Here is a 16,074-nt window from a genome sequence, read left to right as displayed (position 1 = left end):
GACAGTCAAGATTGTATCAGGTGGTTCAGAAAACACCCAGCAGATACAGGATGATAATCACCGGAATTGGAATCCCGATCAGCCAAAGCAAAATACCGCGCATGGTTTCCCCTTTCATCTAACTGTAAGGTAAGCGTTTCATCCGGCCTTGGTTCCCTTATAAAATATCAGCCGCAACAGCATCGGGGGATGAATGCGCTTTTTGACCGTCGAGCATCAGCTTTACGCGCTGGTCGCGGTGCTGGGAACGCTGGCCACGGTGCTGGTGCTGGGCTGGCTGGTGCGCCGGCCCGGTTGGGCGCGGATCGCGGGCGACTGGCACGGGGTGGTGCCGCCCTTCGTGAACATCACCGGCACCCTGTTCGCCCTGACACTGGCCTTTATCGCCAACGATACCTGGGCCGCGCGCGACCGGGCGCTGGATTCCGTCTTCCGCGAGGCCGAGGCTCTGCGCAGCCTGCTGACACTGGCGCAGGCGCTGCCCGATGGCCCGGCGCAGGATCTGGCGGCGCGGACGCGCGACTATGGGCGGGCGGCGGCGGACGAATGGCCCGCGCTGCGCCGGGCCGAGGCAGACCTTGCGGCCAGCCGCGCCGCCGATGCGCTGCTGATCGCGGCGGCCTCGCCCGATATGCAGAATGCACTGCCGACCCCGGTCGGGCAGGCCGTGCTGGAACGGGTCAGCGCCCTGCGCGCGGATCGCGACATGCGGGTGGCGCTGACGCAGACGCATCTGAACCCGCTCAAGTGGATGGCGATGGCGTGGCTGGGCTTTCTGACACTGGCCAGCGTCGCCGCCGTTCATCTTGAAAACCGCAACGCGCTGTGGCTGGCGGTGCTGCTGTTTGCACTGGCCGCGGCACCCGCAGCCGCCATCGTGCTGATGCAGGGCAACCCGTTTCAACATCCGGCAGCGGTGACGCCCGATCCGATCATCGCTGCGGTCACAGGATAGACGGTGCCCCAATCTGCCCACATTGCCCGCGCCCGCCCGGCTTTCGCGGGCGGGCGCGCTAGGCTCGGGACTGGCCGTTGGCCTCTTGCCGCAGCAGGGCCTGTTCCCATTCCTGCGTCAGCCTGGGTGAAGCGCGGTCAAGCGCGTGGCCGATCTGCAACCGCGCCGCATCGCCGCCGCCCGCCCGAGACAGCGCCACAAGGCAGTCGATCAGCGTTTTTATCACCTCGATCTTGTCGGCCCCATCGCGGGCCAGAGGAGCAAAAAATTCCGCATAAAGATCCTCAAGCGGCAGCTCAGGCGCGCTGACATGCCGATAGGGATATGGCTCGGGCCGCTCATCGGTGCCGCGCTGATCGGCGCCGTGCAACAGCATCAACGCGCGTGTCCCGGCGCGCAGCACCTCGATCGCGGTGCCGCTGTCGTTCACCGCCGCCGACAAGGCGCGGCTGCCGATTTCAGCCAGCACGATAATCCCGTAACGAATATCCTGATCGAAACTGCGCGTGCTGTCGATTGTAAATGTAGCAATCAGCTTTTCAGCCAAATCAGGCGGGCATATTGCCGACAGATGCAGCAAGGGTTCGCCCGCGTGAACATATTTCCCCGGCATTCGCAAAACGCCGACATGCAGCCCGGCATCGCCGGCCAGTTCGTTCAAATGGGCCATGTCGATATGCTGAACATAGCCGCCGACACGCGACACCAGCACCGGCGCATCTGGCGGCAACGGACGATCCGGCAAAACCTGCGCCCCAAGGGTTGGCCGGTTGCGATAAATCAACGCCGCCTCATTGGTCTTTTTCTCGACCCGAGAAACAATATCGTGGATACGCCCATAGCTGCTAAGATGATTGACCCAGCGCAACAAAGCCCAGGCAATCAGGAAAATAACCGCCATCGTGGCAAGAAACAAAATCGGCCGCCCGCCGTTTTCATAGGCACCCGCCGCAATGCCGACGATCCCCACGATGCTGAACATAAATGCGCCGATAAACACCGACACCGCCGTTTGCGCAGTCGGGTCCGCCGATAACAGCCGGGTGGCACGCGGCGTGGCATTATTGGTGGCCGTGCCATAGGCGGTGACGATAATCGACACGGAAAACGTCGCGACCGGCAGCATCGCCCCGGCCAGCACATTCAGCAGCGCATCGACCGAGCCCGACGCAGGCTGAATCGGCACGTCATAGGGAAGCAGCGGCCCCAGCCACGACGCCAGCAGCGCCAGCGCAACCCCGGCCAGCGAAAACAGCGTCACGCGCACGCCCATCGTGCGCGACAGATCGCGCAGCCGGAATATCAGCCGATCAGGCAGCAAGGACAGCAGCCCGGTTTTATGCGCCATGACACCTTGCCCCCTGTTCCGAATCAAACCGCCGGGCAACAGCTATAGCGCCCGGCGGTTGACGAAAGTTTAACGCGTGAACTTTTTGTATTTCACCCGCTTGGGTTCAACCGCATCCGGCCCCAGACGGCGGATTTTATCTTCCTCATAGGCTTCAAAATTGCCCTCGAACCATTCGACATGGGCATCGCCTTCAAAGGCCAGAATATGCGTGCAAAGCCGGTCCAGAAAGAAACGGTCGTGGCTGATAATAACCGCGCAACCGGCAAAATCTTCCAGCGCCGCCTCCAGCGCCTGCAAGGTTTCCACGTCCAGATCGTTGGTCGGCTCGTCCAGCAGCAGAACGTTTCCGCCTGATTTCAGCAGCTTGGCCATGTGAACGCGGTTACGCTCGCCCCCGGAAAGCTGGCCGACCTTTTTCTGCTGATCGCCGCCCTTGAAATTGAAAGCCGAGCAATAAGCGCGGCTGTTCATTTGCGCATCACCCAGCACAATCTGTTCGGCCCCGCCGGAAATTTCTTCCCACACGGTTTTATTCGGGTCCAGGGCATCGCGCGACTGATCGACATAAGACAGTTGCACCGTATCCCCGAAAACGATTTCCCCCGCATCGGGCTTTTCATTTCCGGTCAGCATTCGGAACAGCGTCGATTTACCCGCGCCGTTCGGCCCGATCACGCCGACAATACCGCCCGGAGGCAGGCTGAATTCCAGCCCCTCGATCAGCAGCTTATCGCCCATGGCCTTTTTCAGACCATTCACGTCGATCACCTTGGACCCAAGCCGTTCGCCGTTCGGAATAATGATCTGCGCCCGCGACAGCTTTTCACGCTCGGATTCGGCGGCCATTTCATTATAGGCATTGATCCGGGCCTTTTGCTTGGCCTGACGGGCCTTGGCACCAGCGCGAATCCATTCCAATTCGCGTTCCAGCGTTTTCTGTTTCGCCTTATCCTCGCGCGCCTCTTGTTCCAGACGCTTGGCTTTTTGTTCCAGCCACGCGGAGTAATTCCCCTCATACGGAATACCGCGCCCGCGATCCAGTTCCAGAATCCAGCCGGTAATATCGTCAAGGAAATAGCGGTCGTGCGTCACGCACAGAATGGTGCCGGGATATTCGATCAGGTGCTTTTGCAGCCAGGCGATCGTTTCCGCGTCCAGGTGGTTGGTCGGTTCGTCCAGCAGCAGCATGTCGGGCGCCTCAAGCAGCAGCTTGCACAGCGCGACGCGGCGGCGTTCCCCGCCCGACAAGGTTGAAACATCCGCGTCATCCGGCGGGCAGCGCAGAGCCTCCATCGCGACGTCGATCTGGCTGTCCAGATCCCACAGGTTTTGCGCGTCGATTTCATCCTGAAGCGCGGCCATTTCTTCGGCCGTTTCATCAGAATAATTCATCGCCAATTCATTATAGCGGTCCAGCTTGGCCTTTTTCGCCGCCACGCCCAGCATGACATTTTCGCGCACATTCAGCGATTCATCCAGAACCGGTTCCTGCGGCAAATAGCCGACGGTCGCGCCCTTGGCGGCCCATGCCTCGCCGGTGAAATCCTTGTCCCAGCCGGCCATGACGCGCAGCAAGGTCGATTTACCGGCACCGTTCACGCCGACGACACCGATTTTCACCCCCGGCAGAAAATTCAGCCGGATGTTTTCGAATACCTTCTTCCCGCCGGGATAGGTTTTGGACACGCCGTCCATGTGATAGACGAACTGATAGGACGCCATGGGATTCTCCTGCAATGCTTGGCGGATATGTAGGGGTTTTGCGCGGGCGATGAAAGGTCAGCGCGTCTCGGCCAGAAAATCGGGGCCGAAGGTCTCGGCCAGAAAGGCGGTCTGCGGGGCCAGCCGTTCGGCCAGCGCGGCCACGGCCTGCGGCGGCGGCCCCTGCCCGTCGGGGGTGGCAAAGACGCGGTTGCGCAGCCCGGCATAGGCAAAAGCGCCGATGCCCAGATGCGCCTCGACCGCCTGCATCACCGCATCCGGGTCGCGGCCGATGCGGCCATAGGGCAGGATCAGCAGCCGTTCGCCGAAATACCGCTGCCAGCGCGGCACATAGGCGGCATAGTCGCCGCGTTCGGCCAGCACCGGGTTCGCCACCTCGGCCAGCCAGTCGTCCAGCGTGGCGGGGCGGCGCTTTTCCCGCATCAGGTTCATCCGCAGTTGCGACACCGCACGATCCACCGGGTCGCGGATCAGATAGATCACCCGCGCGCGCCCCAGAAACCGCGCGACATGCGCCACCCCCTCATCCGGCAGGGTCGAGTATTCGGGGCTGAAATCCGCAGGCATCGCATGGGCCGGGGCGGGGGCGAAGATGCGTTTATACCAGTGATTCGTGAACATCCGCTTGCCGGTGCAGATGGCGTCCAGCCAGGCGTCCACCTCGGGCGGGATCGGGCTTTGACGGCGGATATGCCGCGCGCGGATTTCGGCGGGCATGGTGCGATAATGCCAGTTGATCCAGTAGCGGTGGCCGGGAATGAACTGATAGTTGAAGAAATGAGCCTCTTTGAACGGCGGCACCCAGATCTGCGGGTGCTGCCCCAGAACCTGCGCCAGCCAGCTTGTGCCTGCCTTTTGCGCGCCGATGCACAAAACGCCGGGCTTGCGCGGCGCGCCGTCGGGGTTCCAGTCGTAATGGATGGGTCTGGGGGTCAAACCCGCCCCCAAAGATCATACTCCCCCGCCTCATCCACGGTGACGGTCACGATGTCGCCGGGGGTCAGGCCCTGAAAACCCTCGTCGATGAACAGGTTGCCGTCGATTTCCGGCGCATCGGCCATGGTGCGGCAGGTCGCGCCCTGATCGTCCACCTCGTCCACGATGACCTGCTGGCGGGTGCCGACCTTGGCCGCCAGTTTGGCCTCGGAAATGGCCTGCGCCTTGGCCATGAAACGGTCCCAGCGGTCCTGCTTTACCTCGGGGGCGACATGGCCCGGCAGATCATTCGCCCGCGCACCGGCGACGTTTTCGTATTGGAAACAGCCGACGCGATCCAGTTGCGCCTCATCCAGCCAGTCCAGCAAGGTCTGAAACTCGGCCTCGGTCTCGCCGGGATAGCCGACGATGAACGTGGACCGCAGCGTGATGCCGGGGCACACCGCCCGCCACGCGGCGATCTCGTCCAGCGTTTTCGCTGCCGCCGCGGGCCGGGCCATCCGGCGCAGCACATCGGGATGCGCGTGCTGGAACGGGATGTCCAGATAGGGCAGCACCAGCCCCTGGGCCATCAGCGGAATCAGCTCGCGCACATGCGGATAAGGGTAAACGTAATGCAGCCGCACCCAGGCGCCCAGACTGCCCAGATCGCGCGCCAGATCGGTGATATGCGCGCGGTGGCCGTGTTCGGTGGCGTGCCGCCGGTCCACCCCATAGGCCGAGGTATCCTGCGAGATCACCAGCAGTTCCCGCACCCCGCCGGCGACCAGCTTTTCGGCCTCGCGCAGCACGGCATGGGCGGGGCGGCTGACCAGACGCCCGCGCATGTCGGGGATGATGCAGAACTTGCAATGATGGTTGCAACCCTCTGAAATCTTGAGATAAGCGTAATGCCGAGGGGTCAGCCGCACGCTGGCGGCGGGCATCAGGTCGATGAACGGATCGGGCGCGGGCGGCACGGCGGCGTGAACCGCATCCAGCACCTGCTCATATTGATGCGGCCCCGTCACCGCCATCACGCTGGGATGCGCGCCGGTGATATAGTCGGGTTCCGCGCCCAGACAGCCGGTCACGATCACCCGGCCGTTTTCGGCCAAAGCCTCGCCGATCGCCTCAAGGCTTTCGGCCTTGGCGCTGTCCAGAAAGCCGCAGGTGTTCACGATCACCGCATCCGCCCCGGCGTAATCGGGGCTGATGGCGTAGCCCTCGGCCCGCAGGCGGGTCAGGATGCGTTCGCTGTCCACCAGCGCCTTGGGGCAGCCAAGGCTGACCATGCCGATGGTCGGCTGGCCGGGGCGGGCGGCATCCTGCGGCACATGGGCGCGGGCGAGGTCGGGGCGGATGATCGGCGGGTTCTGCGACATGGGGGCCATATACCGCCGGGGCCGCGCCACGAAAAGAGCCGCCGCGCCGCCCTGTCGCCGGATCGTGACTTTTCGTTTCCGCGCAAACACGGCAAAAGGCGGGTATGAAGCTGATCGCGCCCCTTGTTGCCCCGCTTGTCGCCGTCCTGTCGCTGGTCGCCTGCGTCCCTGACGTGCCCGCCCAGCAGGCGCGCCCTGCCGCCGTCACGCCGGTCCGCGCCAATGCCGAGCCGATCGTCATCCGCGACGACCGGGGCGGCAATGTCATGCAGGCCATCGCCCGGCGCAACCGGCTTGCGCAATCGGGTCGCCGGGTCGAGGTGCGGGGCTATTGCCGTTCGGCCTGCACGATCTACATCACCCTGCCCAACGCCTGCCTTGGCCCCGGCGCGCGGGTCGGCTTTCACGCCCCCCGGATCGAGGGCACGACGATCATCCCGCCCTATGTCGATCAGATGATGGGGGCCTATTACCGCAACGGCATCCGCGACCGCTGGTTCGGCGGCTGGAACAGCTCGCGCAAGATGCAGATCATCTCGGCGCGCGAATATGTCAAACTCGACCCGCAGACGCGGCTGTGCCGCTAGGCCGCCCACGCCCCGGCCAGCAGTTGCCTTAGCGCGGGCAACAGATCGTCCGGCTGATCCTCGGCCAGGGTATGCCCGGCAAAGGCCAGGTTCAGCAGCAGCACGACCGGCACCCCATCGCGCCGCCCCGCCTCGGCCACATACAGGCTGGTATCGGCAACCGCGATCATCCCCCTGATCGAACATGGCATCCCCTGCCCCACCGGGGCCAGTCTGCCCGGCACCGTCTTTGCCCGCAGCGTCCTGCAACGCCCGCCGCCTGTGCACAAGCTGTGTACAGCCTGTGCACGGGTTGTGCACAGCTTGTGCCGCGCAAAATTCAGCAATTGCTGGCCACAAGCCACCGCCCGTTGCCCGCCGTCATCCGGGCAACGCACGCAGCCGTTGCGCGCCCGTTGCGGGCACGCCGGGCGCAAGCAAGGTCGGTTCCTTCGGGGCGCTTATTCCCGCAGCCGCCAGCCGGTCAGGAAAATCCACCGGATGATCGCCAGACAAACCCCGATCATCAGCGCCACCGCCAACAGCGACAGCCCCACCGGCACATCGGCATAGCCAAAAAAGGCCCAGCGAAAGCCGGAAATCAGGTAAAGCACCGGGTTCAGCTTGGCCACGCCTTCCCAGAACGGCGGCAGCATGGATGCCGAATAAAACGCCCCGCCAAGGAAAACCAAGGGCGTGATGACCATCATCGGAACAATCTGTAATTGCTCGAAATTTTTGGCCCACAGCCCGATGATAAAGCCCAGCAGCGAAAAGGCCGCCGCCGTCAGCACCAGAAATCCGACCATCCAGAACGGATGCGCAATATGCACGCCGACAAAGAAAAAGCTGGTCACCAGGATGACAAAGGCCGTCAAGATCGACTTGGCCGCCGCCGCCCCGACAAAGCCGATCACCACCTCGGCCCACCCCAGCGGCGAGACCAGCAGTTCATAGATCGTCCCGGAAAACTTGGGGAAAAAGATCCCGAACGAGGCATTCGACACCGATTGCTGCAACACCGTCAGCATCATCAGCCCCGGCACGATAAAGGCGCCATAGCCGATCCCCTCGACCGACTGGATACGCCCGCCAATCGCTGCGCCAAAGACGATGAAATACAAGGTCGTAGACAAAACGGGCGAAGCCAGAGACTGCCAGATCGTGCGGAAAAACCGCAGCATTTCCTTGTAGAAAATGGCCCAGACGGACCGCCAGTTGATGCTCATGCCGCATCCTCCCCGGCGACCAGCGCCATGAATACATCCTCAAGACTGGATTGCTTGGTCGCCACATCGCGAACCGCAATCCCATGCGCCGCCAGATCCGCCAGCAGCCGGGCAATGCCGGTGCGCTCGGCCCGCGTGTCGTAATCATAGCCCAGCGACCGCCCGTCCTCTGACAACTCCAGCCCGCGCCCCTCCAGCCCCGCAGGAATCGCCGCCAGCGGCTGGTCCAGCTCGATGGTCAGCCGCTTCTTGCCGAACTCGCCCATCAACTCGGCGGTCGGTTTCACCAACAGCAGACGGCCCTTGTTGATGACCCCGATGCGGTCGGCCATTTCCTCGGCTTCCTCAAGGTAATGAGTCGTCAGGATAATCGTCACCCCGCTGTTGCGCAGATCCCCGACCACCTGCCACATCTCGCGCCGCAAGGCCACATCCACCCCGGCGGTGGGTTCGTCCAGAAACAAGACCTTGGGCCGGTGCGCCAAAGCCTTGGCAATCAGCACCCGCCGCTTCATCCCGCCCGACAATTCACGCGTCGCCGCATCGCGCTTGTCCCACAAGGCCAACGACCGCAGCACCTGCTCGATCCACGCCTCGTCCGGCGGCATCCCATACAGCCCGCGGGTATAGCGCACGGTCGAGATCACCTTCTCGAACGGCTCCAGCGCGATTTCCTGCGGCACCAGCCCGATCAGCCGCCGCGCGGCACGCCAATCGGTGCGGATGTCATGCCCGTCAACCCGAACCGTGCCGCCGGTCGGCACCACCAGCCCGCAGATGATCGAAATCATCGTGGTCTTGCCCGCCCCGTTCGGCCCCAGCAAAGCCAGAATTTCACCCTTGGCAATGTCCAGCGACACGTCATCCAAAGCCTTGGTGCCGCTGCCATATTGCTTGGACAGCCGGTCGATCTCGATAATCGGGGGCATCACGCTCTCCTGCATCGGGAATGCCCCGATGTCTTTCGTTTCCAAATATCCCACGGGGGTCCGGGGGTGTGAAACCCCCGGCCTTTGGGCGCAAGCTATAATCCCGAAAGCCCCCGCAACCTACACCGAATCGCGCCAGCGATTGACCAGCGGATAGCGGCGATCCAGCCAGAAGGCCTTGGTCGAAATGCGCGGGCCGGGTGCCGCCTGATAGCGTTTCCACTCGCTGGCGAACAGCAGCCGCTGCACCTTGTCCACCGTTTGCGCGTCAAAGCCCTGATCCACCAGTTCCCGCAGCGACAGATCCCGTTCGACCAGCCCTTCAAGGATCGCGTCCAGCACCTCATAGGGCGGCAGGCTGTCCTGATCTTTCTGGTCGGGGCGCAACTCGGCTGATGGGGGTTTGGATATGATCCGCGGCGGGATCACCTCGCCCGCCGGACCCATCATCCAGTCGCGGTGATTGGCGTTGCGCCAGCGGCAGGTTTCGAACACGCGGGTCTTATACAGATCCTTGATCGGGTTATAGCCGCCCGCCATATCGCCATAGATGGTGGCATAGCCCACGGCAACCTCGGATTTATTGCCGGTGGTCAGCAGCATTTCCCCGAATTTGTTGGAAATCGCCATCAGCATCAGCCCGCGCAGGCGGGACTGGATGTTTTCCTCGGTCAGGTCGGGGTCGGTGCCCGCCATCAGATGCGACAGCGCCCCGGCCACGGCGTCGCGCGCGCCCTCGATCTGCACGGTATCCAGCCGCACCCCCAGCCGGGCGGCGCAGTCAGAGGCATCGTCAAGGCTGGTCTGCGAAGTATATTCAGACGGCAGCATCACGCAGCGCACGTTCTGCGGCCCCAGCGCATCGGCGGCAATCGTCGCAACCAGCGCAGAATCAATCCCGCCCGACATGCCCAGCAGAACCTTTTGGAACCCGGATTTGTGCAGATATTCCCGCAACCCCAGCGTGATGGCCTGATAGTCCTGTTCCCACTCGTCCGGCTGCGGCACCACCGGCCCCGGCTGCGCCCGCCAGCCATCGGCAGCGCGCAGGAAATCGACCGTCACCTGCGATTCCGCAAAGGCGGGCAGTTGCGCGACCACCCCGGCCCCATCAGCGCCGGGGTTCAGCACAAAGCTGGCCCCGTCGTAGATCTGATCGTCCTGCCCGCCGACAAGGTTCAGATAAACCAGCGGCAGCCCGGTTTCCGCCACGCGGGCGCGCATATGCGACATGCGCAGGTCCAGCTTGGCGCGGTGATAGGGGCTGCCGTTCGGCACGATCAATATCTCGGCCCCGGTTTCGGCCAGAGTTTCCGCCACATCCGCATACCAGCCATCCTCGCAAATGGGCGAGCCGATGCGCACATCACCAACCGAATAAGGCCCGCTGATCGGCCCGGAATCGAACAGCCGCAACTCGTCGAACAATTGTTTGTAGGGCAGATGATGCTTCAGCACCCGCGCGGCGATCCGGCCACCTTGCAGGATGAACCAGGCGTTATACAGCTTGTCGCCATCCACCCACGGCCCGCCGATGCCCATGGCCGGGCCATCGGCCACATCGCGCGCCAATGCCTCGATCGCGGCCATGGCATCGCGGGTAAAGGCGGGCTTCAGCACCAGATCCTGCGTCTGATAGCCGGTGATGAACATTTCCGGCAGCGCCACCATATCGGCCCCCGCATCCCGCGCCGCGGCCCATGCGGCGCGCGCCCTGGCGGCATTGCCGCTCAGGTCGCCGACGGTGGCGTTCAGTTGCGCGATGCTCAGGCGGAAACGGTCGGTCATGGCTGGCCCCTTGGCTTTGTCGGGTTTTTGATAGGCCAAGCCGGCGGCAAGGGAAAGTCGGGCTTTGCGCCGGGGCCGCGCTTGGGGTAAACCTTTCGCCAAAAGACAAAGGGACGGCAGGCGATGAAAGCGGCAGTTGCAGCAATGGTCATTCTGGCGGCAGGCGCGGGCGCGCCGCAAACGCTGGCCGCGCAGGATGTCGTGACCAAGCAGTATGACGATGGCGGCGTCTATGAGGGCACGTTCCGCAATGGCCGCCAGCACGGGCGCGGCACCTATAGCCTGCCCAGCGGCTATCGCTATGACGGCGATTGGGTGGACGGGCAGATTCTGGGCGAGGGCGTGGCCCGCTATCCCAACGGTTCCGTCTATGAAGGGCATTTCACCGCCGGTCTGCCCGATGGTCAGGGCAAGATCACCTATGCCGATGGCGGCAGCTATCAGGGCGACTGGAAGGCCGGTGAAATGACCGGCACCGGCACCGCGACCTATGCCAACGGCTCGGTCTATCAGGGCACTTTCGTCAGGGGGCTGCATCAGGGCAAGGGCGTGCTGACCCAGCCCGACGGCTATCGTTACGACGGCGACTGGAAGGCAGGCATCAAAGAGGGACACGGTCGTATCACCTATCCCGATGGCGCCGTATACGAAGGCGGCATGATCGCCGGGCAACGCGCCGGTATGGGCCGCCTGACCATGCAGGACGGCATGGTTTACGAAGGCGTCTGGTCGGCCGGGCAGATGTCGGGCACCGGGCAACTGACTCAGGCAACCGGCGACCGTTACGAAGGCCAGATGGTCGGTGGCCGCCGCGAAGGACAGGGCGTCGCCACCTATGCCAATGGCGATGTCTATGAAGGCGGCTTTCAGGCCGACCGCCACCACGGGCGCGGCAGCTTTTCCGGGGCCGACGGCTATGCCTACACCGGCGATTGGGTCGAGGGCCGGCGCGAGGGGCAAGGCCGCGAAACCTACCCCGACGGCTCGGTTTACGAAGGGCAGATGCTGGCCGACAAACCCGATGGCAGCGGCAAGATCACCTATGCCGACGGCTCGACCTATCAGGGCGAATGGCGCGCCGGCGTGATCGAGGGCCAAGGCACCGCCCGCTATGCCAACGGCATGGTTTACGAAGGCCATTTCCGCAACGCCCGCAACGATGGGCAAGGCCGGATGACCTATCCCGATGGCTATGTCTATAACGGCGCCTGGCAAAACGGGCTGCGCCACGGTCAGGGGCAGGCCACCTATCCCGATGGCACGATCTACACCGGCGATTTTGCCCAAGGGCTGCGCGACGGTCAGGGCCGCGTCGTCACCCCCGACGGCTTTTCCTACGAAGGCGGCTGGTCAGGTGGCGAAATCGACGGCGAAGGCACCGCCACCTATCCCAGCGGCGACACCTACACCGGCCATTTCGTCGCCGGAAAACGCCAAGGTCAGGGCGTGCTGCGCTATGCCACCGGGCAGGTCGCATCCGGCGAATGGGACGACAACCGCCTGATAACCCCCACGCCCGAGGACATGCCACCCCCGCCCCAAGGCGAAATCCCCGACGACAGCGGCCCGGCCACCAACTGATCGCAGGGGACACAGCCCGCAGATCACGAAAACCGCCCGGCCCGTCTTTCGTTTGCAAATATCCCGCAGGGGGTCCGGGGGACGCGAAGTCCCCCGGTCCGGCGCGTCAGGCCCGTGCAGCCTTCATCGACTGTTCCAGAACATCCAGCGCCTCGTCGAACACGGCGTCAGGAATGGTGATCGGCGCCAGAAAGCGGATGACATTGCCGTAAACCCCGCAGGTCAGCAGGATCAGACCACGCTTCAGCGCCTCTTCACGCACACGCCCGGCAAATTCCGGGTGCGGCCTGTCGCTGCCCTCGTGGTTGAACTCGACCGCGTTCATAAAGCCGGGGCCGCGAATATCGACGATCTCGGGCACCGCGTCGCGCATCCCGGCCAGCCGCTGTTTCAGCCGCTGCCCCAGACGCACGGCGCGCTCGCACAGCCCTTCGTCCTCGATCACGTCCAGCACGGCATGAGCCGCCGCCACACCCAGAGGGTTCCCCGCATAGGTGCCGCCAAGACCGCCGGGGTTGGGGCTGTCCATCACCTCGGCCCGGCCGGTGACGGCGGAAATGGGCAAGCCGCCACCCAGACCCTTGGCCATGGTGGTGATGTCGGCAGCCACGCCATGATGCTCCATGGCGAACAGCTTGCCGGTGCGGGCAAAGCCGGTCTGCACCTCGTCCGCGATCAGCAGGATCGAATAACTGTCGCAGATCTCGCGCAGCTTTTTCATGAAACCGGGCGGCACTTCATAGAAACCACCCTCGCCCTGCACCGGCTCGACGATGATGGCGGCGACGCGGGACGGGTCCACATCGGCCTTGAACAGCGTTTCCAGCGCGTGAATGGCGTCCTCTGCCGTTACGCCGTGCAGTTCGCAGGGGAAAGGCAGGTGCCAGACATCGTTCATCATCGCGCCAAAGCCCGCCTTGTAGGGCTGAACCTTGCCCGTCAGCGTCATGCCCATGAAGGTGCGCCCGTGGAACCCGCCGGCAAAGCTGACGATGCCCGAGCGCCCCTTGTAATGCCGCGCGATCTTGACCGCGTTTTCCACTGCCTCGGCGCCGGTGGTGGCGAAGATGGTCTTTTTCGGCCAGTCGCCGGGCACCAGATCGTTCAGCCGTTCCGCCAGCGCGACATAGTTTTCATAGGGCACGACCTGATGGCAGGTATGGGTAAAGCGATCCAGTTGCGCGTGCACGGCCTCGATCACGCGGGGGTGGCGATGGCCGGTGTTCACCACCGCAATCCCGGCGGCAAAGTCGATATAGCGGTTGCCCTCTTTATCCCAGATTTCAGCGTTTTCGGCGCGCTCGGCATAGATCTGCGTCGTCATCCCGACACCACGGGCGATGGCGGCGTTCTTGCGGTCTGTCATGCTTGTCATGGTGATCCCCTGATTCCTTGCCATCAGGCTAGTCAATGCGCGCGCCGCTTGCCAGATGCCGCGCCATCGGCCAGTGTGACGCAACCCGGTAAAAGGCCCTGCATGTTTCCGATCCGCGATCACAACCCGTCCGAACGCACGCCCTATGTCACCATCGGGCTGATCTTTGCCAATCTGGTGATGTTTCTGCTGACCATGCCCTGGGGTCTGAATGCCGAAGGGCTGTGGGTGTACGGCGCGCTCTATGCCGGGGCGGTGACTCAGGGCGACATGATGTGGGGGCTGCTGACGCATATGTTCCTGCATGCCGGGCTGATGCACTTTGCGGGCAACATGCTGTTTCTGTGGATTTTTGGCGACAATCTGGAAGATCAGCTTGGGCATCTGCCGTTTCTGGGCTTTTACCTGATCTGCGGGCTGGCCGCCGCCGCCGGGCAGATCAGCGCCGAACCCGGCAGCACGATCCCGATGGTCGGGGCCTCGGGCGCGATTGCCGGGGTGATGGGCGGCTATCTGCTGCTGTTTCCGCGCGCCAGGGTGGATGTGCTGGCGATCATCGTCATCATCGTCAAGGTGTTCACCCTGCCCGCCTGGGTCATGCTGGGTGTGTGGTTCGCGCTGCAACTGATGGGGGGCTATACGACGCCCGGCGACAGCGGCGGCGTGGCCTATTGGGCGCATAGCGGCGGCTTTGTGGCGGGGGCCTTGCTGACGCTGCCGGTGCTGCTGCGCAAGGGCGGTTCCCGGTTCTGGAGCCGCACCGACGGCCATCCGCCGCACGACCCGATCGACTATGGCCACCGCTCGCGCGTGCCGCAGATCCCGCGCCGCTAAGCCGCTGGACGCCGCCGCGCGGCCCGGTTAAGGCCGCGCCATGGCCAAGCTGTATTTCCACTATTCCACCATGAACGCGGGCAAAAGCACGCTGCTGCTGCAAGCGTCCTATAACTATCGCGAACGCGGCATGGACACGCTGCTGCTGACCGCCGCGCTGGACAACCGCGCCGGTCAGGGCCGCATCGCCAGCCGCATCGGCATTGCCGACGATGCGCTGACATTCGCCGCCGACACTGACCTGTTCGCCCTGATCGCCGCCCGCCCTGCCCCGGCCTGCATCTTTGTGGATGAGGCGCAATTTCTGAGCGCCGATCAGGTCTGGCAACTGGCGCGGGTGGCCGATGATCTGGGCATCCCGGTGATGTGCTATGGCCTGCGGGTGGATTTCCGCGGCCAGTTGTTCCCCGGCAGCGCCGCCCTGCTGGCTCTGGCCGACGACCTGCGCGAAGTGCGCACCATCTGCCACTGCGGCCGCAAGGCGACCATGGTGATCCGCAGGGGCGCGGATGGCGCGGCAATCACCCAGGGCGCGCAGGTGCAGGTCGGCGGCAACGAGACCTATGTTTCGCTGTGCCGCCGCCACTGGCGGCAGGCAACCGGCAGCTGAGCCGCTGGACAGGCCCCCGCCCCGGTGCAACAGTCGCAGGCGGGGGGACGGCCATGGATCACGACAAGGACGATACGCCGCGCAGCTTTACATCGGCCGAGCTTGGCTTTCTGGCGCATGTCTATCGGGGCGAGCTGTATCGCTCGACCCTGTGGCGCACCCGGCTGGATACGACGACGAACTGGTCGGTGGTCACGCTGGGGATCGCGCTGTCGATTTCCTTTTCCTCACCGCAGGCATCGCCCATTCCGCTGCTGCTGGTCGGGGTGCTGATCGTGCTGTTCCTGATGCTCGAGGCGCGGCGCTATCGTTACTTTAACGTCTGGCGGGCGCGGGCGCGCTGGATGGAAAAGCATATCGTCGCGCCGATGCTGGCCGACGGGAACCTGCATCTGGAACGCGGCTGGCAACAGACGCTGGCGCATGATTACCGGCAGCCGTCCTATCATGTCAGCGTCCGGGTGGCGGTGGGGCGGCGCATCCGGCGCAACTATCTGTGGATTCTGCTGATCCAGACCATCGCCTATCTGGGCAAGCTGCTGGTGCATCCGGCACCGCTGCGCAGCTTTGGGCAGTTGCTGGACCGCGCCGCCATCGGCCCGATTCCCGGCTGGCTGGTTCTGCTGCTGGGGGCGGTCTATTGCCTGTGCTGGGGCGGCTTTGCCCTGTGGAGCCGCACGACCGACCGTCAGCGCGCCCGGCTGCGCGGCGACAGTTCCGGCATGGGCTAGGGCACCGCAGCCGGGCCGATTAACGGTTTCGCAACCCGAACGGGTTATCACAATCCCGACCAGACCCCGTGCCATGCGTTGCGGCGCGGCAGGCCATCATGTA

Annotated in this window: 15 protein-coding genes; 6 read left to right on the top strand and 9 right to left on the bottom strand. The window is 64.1% G+C overall.

Going from position 1 to position 16,074, the window contains the following annotated elements:
* The first annotated feature begins 193 nt into the window (after window positions 1–193).
* Window positions 194–955, top strand: a complete 762-nt coding sequence (locus Q4G14_RS10520; RefSeq protein ID WP_303361698.1) for a DUF4239 domain-containing protein — start codon at window positions 194–196, stop codon at window positions 953–955.
* 58 nt (window positions 956–1,013) lie between these two features.
* On the opposite strand, the gene Q4G14_RS10515 is transcribed toward Q4G14_RS10520, so the two are convergent.
* The 4 genes from Q4G14_RS10515 to rimO form a co-directional block, all read right to left on the bottom strand.
* Window positions 1,014–2,303, bottom strand: coding sequence for a DUF2254 domain-containing protein (locus Q4G14_RS10515; RefSeq protein ID WP_303361697.1), 1,290 nt, complete (start codon window positions 2,301–2,303; stop codon window positions 1,014–1,016).
* A gap of 69 nt (window positions 2,304–2,372) precedes the next feature.
* The gene (gene ettA / locus Q4G14_RS10510; RefSeq protein ID WP_303361696.1) at window positions 2,373–4,028 is read right to left on the bottom strand and encodes an energy-dependent translational throttle protein EttA; all 1,656 of its coding nucleotides are present in this window, start codon (window positions 4,026–4,028) and stop codon (window positions 2,373–2,375) included.
* A 57-nt stretch (window positions 4,029–4,085) separates the two neighbouring features.
* Entirely contained in the window at window positions 4,086–4,964 is an 879-nt protein-coding gene (locus Q4G14_RS10505) for a sulfotransferase (RefSeq protein ID WP_303361695.1), read from the bottom strand.
* Window positions 4,961–6,328 (bottom strand): 30S ribosomal protein S12 methylthiotransferase RimO, encoded by a 1,368-nt coding sequence (gene rimO, locus Q4G14_RS10500; RefSeq protein WP_303361694.1) that lies wholly within the window; start codon window positions 6,326–6,328, stop codon window positions 4,961–4,963. Before rimO ends, Q4G14_RS10505 begins: the two co-directional genes overlap by 4 nt.
* A 104-nt stretch (window positions 6,329–6,432) precedes the next feature.
* Here rimO and Q4G14_RS10495 point away from each other — a divergent pair, with 104 nt between their 5' ends.
* Window positions 6,433–6,915, top strand: a complete 483-nt coding sequence (locus tag Q4G14_RS10495; protein ID WP_303361693.1) for a hypothetical protein — start codon at window positions 6,433–6,435, stop codon at window positions 6,913–6,915.
* Here Q4G14_RS10495 and Q4G14_RS10490 read toward each other — a convergent pair.
* From Q4G14_RS10490 to Q4G14_RS10475, 4 genes are all read right to left on the bottom strand, one after another.
* The gene (locus tag Q4G14_RS10490) at window positions 6,912–7,085 is read right to left on the bottom strand and encodes a hypothetical protein (protein WP_303361692.1); all 174 of its coding nucleotides are present in this window, start codon (window positions 7,083–7,085) and stop codon (window positions 6,912–6,914) included. The two genes, Q4G14_RS10495 and Q4G14_RS10490, sit on opposite strands and share 4 nt — an antisense overlap.
* Before the next feature lie 270 nt (window positions 7,086–7,355).
* Window positions 7,356–8,117 carry an ABC transporter permease gene (locus Q4G14_RS10485; protein WP_303361712.1) on the bottom strand — a complete coding sequence of 254 codons (762 nt, stop codon included), beginning with the start codon at window positions 8,115–8,117 and terminating at the stop codon, window positions 7,356–7,358.
* Between the two features lie 2 nt (window positions 8,118–8,119).
* A complete protein-coding gene (locus Q4G14_RS10480; RefSeq protein WP_303361691.1) occupies window positions 8,120–9,052 on the bottom strand; it encodes an ABC transporter ATP-binding protein in 933 nt (310 codons plus the stop codon).
* A 120-nt stretch (window positions 9,053–9,172) separates the two neighbouring features.
* Window positions 9,173–10,840, bottom strand: a complete 1,668-nt coding sequence (locus tag Q4G14_RS10475) for an NAD+ synthase (protein WP_303361690.1) — start codon at window positions 10,838–10,840, stop codon at window positions 9,173–9,175.
* A 123-nt stretch (window positions 10,841–10,963) separates the two neighbouring features.
* Here Q4G14_RS10475 and Q4G14_RS10470 point away from each other — a divergent pair, with 123 nt between their 5' ends.
* Window positions 10,964–12,421: an MORN repeat-containing protein gene (locus tag Q4G14_RS10470; protein WP_303361689.1), complete on the top strand. Its 1,458-nt coding sequence runs from the start codon at window positions 10,964–10,966 to the stop codon at window positions 12,419–12,421.
* A 106-nt stretch (window positions 12,422–12,527) separates the two neighbouring features.
* Here Q4G14_RS10470 and Q4G14_RS10465 read toward each other — a convergent pair whose 3' ends face one another.
* The gene (locus Q4G14_RS10465; protein WP_303361688.1) at window positions 12,528–13,796 is read right to left on the bottom strand and encodes a 4-aminobutyrate--2-oxoglutarate transaminase; all 1,269 of its coding nucleotides are present in this window, start codon (window positions 13,794–13,796) and stop codon (window positions 12,528–12,530) included.
* 102 nt (window positions 13,797–13,898) lie between these two features.
* On the opposite strand from Q4G14_RS10465, the gene Q4G14_RS10460 reads away from it, so the two are divergent.
* The 3 genes from Q4G14_RS10460 to Q4G14_RS10450 are packed head-to-tail and all read left to right on the top strand — an operon-like array spanning window position 13,899 to window position 15,971.
* Window positions 13,899–14,630, top strand: a complete 732-nt coding sequence (locus Q4G14_RS10460; protein ID WP_303361687.1) for a rhomboid family intramembrane serine protease — start codon at window positions 13,899–13,901, stop codon at window positions 14,628–14,630.
* A gap of 40 nt (window positions 14,631–14,670) precedes the next feature.
* Window positions 14,671–15,240: a thymidine kinase gene (locus Q4G14_RS10455; RefSeq protein WP_303361686.1), complete on the top strand. Its 570-nt coding sequence runs from the start codon at window positions 14,671–14,673 to the stop codon at window positions 15,238–15,240.
* A 53-nt stretch (window positions 15,241–15,293) separates the two neighbouring features.
* On the top strand, window positions 15,294–15,971 hold the full coding sequence (locus Q4G14_RS10450; protein ID WP_303361685.1) for a DUF2270 domain-containing protein: 678 nt from the start codon (window positions 15,294–15,296) through the stop codon (window positions 15,969–15,971).
* Window positions 15,972–16,074: the final 103 nt, after the last annotated feature.

Origin of the sequence: Paracoccus sp. (in: a-proteobacteria), from assembly GCF_030538755.1 — a bacterium.
Lineage (GTDB): Bacteria > Pseudomonadota > Alphaproteobacteria > Rhodobacterales > Rhodobacteraceae > Paracoccus.
The sequence above is the reverse complement of the archived record's forward strand: the minus strand, read 5'-3'. Positions and strand labels throughout refer to the sequence as shown.

Bases quoted from the DNA above. Each gene is read 5' to 3' on its own strand.
- Q4G14_RS10470 (WP_303361689.1), top strand. From the start codon at position 10,964: ATGAAAGCGGCAGTTGCAGCAATGGTCATTCTGGCGGCAGGCGCGGGC.
- Q4G14_RS10520 (WP_303361698.1), top strand. From the start codon at position 194: ATGCGCTTTTTGACCGTCGAGCATCAGCTTTACGCGCTGGTCGCGGTG.
- Q4G14_RS10450 (WP_303361685.1), top strand. From the start codon at position 15,294: ATGGATCACGACAAGGACGATACGCCGCGCAGCTTTACATCGGCCGAG.
- rimO (WP_303361694.1), bottom strand. From the start codon at position 6,328: ATGTCGCAGAACCCGCCGATCATCCGCCCCGACCTCGCCCGCGCCCAT.
- Q4G14_RS10475 (WP_303361690.1), bottom strand. From the start codon at position 10,840: ATGACCGACCGTTTCCGCCTGAGCATCGCGCAACTGAACGCCACCGTC.
- Q4G14_RS10465 (WP_303361688.1), bottom strand. From the start codon at position 13,796: ATGACAAGCATGACAGACCGCAAGAACGCCGCCATCGCCCGTGGTGTC.
- Q4G14_RS10480 (WP_303361691.1), bottom strand. From the start codon at position 9,052: ATGCCCCCGATTATCGAGATCGACCGGCTGTCCAAGCAATATGGCAGC.
- Q4G14_RS10490 (WP_303361692.1), bottom strand. From the start codon at position 7,085: ATGATCGCGGTTGCCGATACCAGCCTGTATGTGGCCGAGGCGGGGCGG.
- ettA (WP_303361696.1), bottom strand. From the start codon at position 4,028: ATGGCGTCCTATCAGTTCGTCTATCACATGGACGGCGTGTCCAAAACC.
- Q4G14_RS10455 (WP_303361686.1), top strand. From the start codon at position 14,671: ATGGCCAAGCTGTATTTCCACTATTCCACCATGAACGCGGGCAAAAGC.
- Q4G14_RS10495 (WP_303361693.1), top strand. From the start codon at position 6,433: ATGAAGCTGATCGCGCCCCTTGTTGCCCCGCTTGTCGCCGTCCTGTCG.
- Q4G14_RS10460 (WP_303361687.1), top strand. From the start codon at position 13,899: ATGTTTCCGATCCGCGATCACAACCCGTCCGAACGCACGCCCTATGTC.
- Q4G14_RS10515 (WP_303361697.1), bottom strand. From the start codon at position 2,303: ATGGCGCATAAAACCGGGCTGCTGTCCTTGCTGCCTGATCGGCTGATA.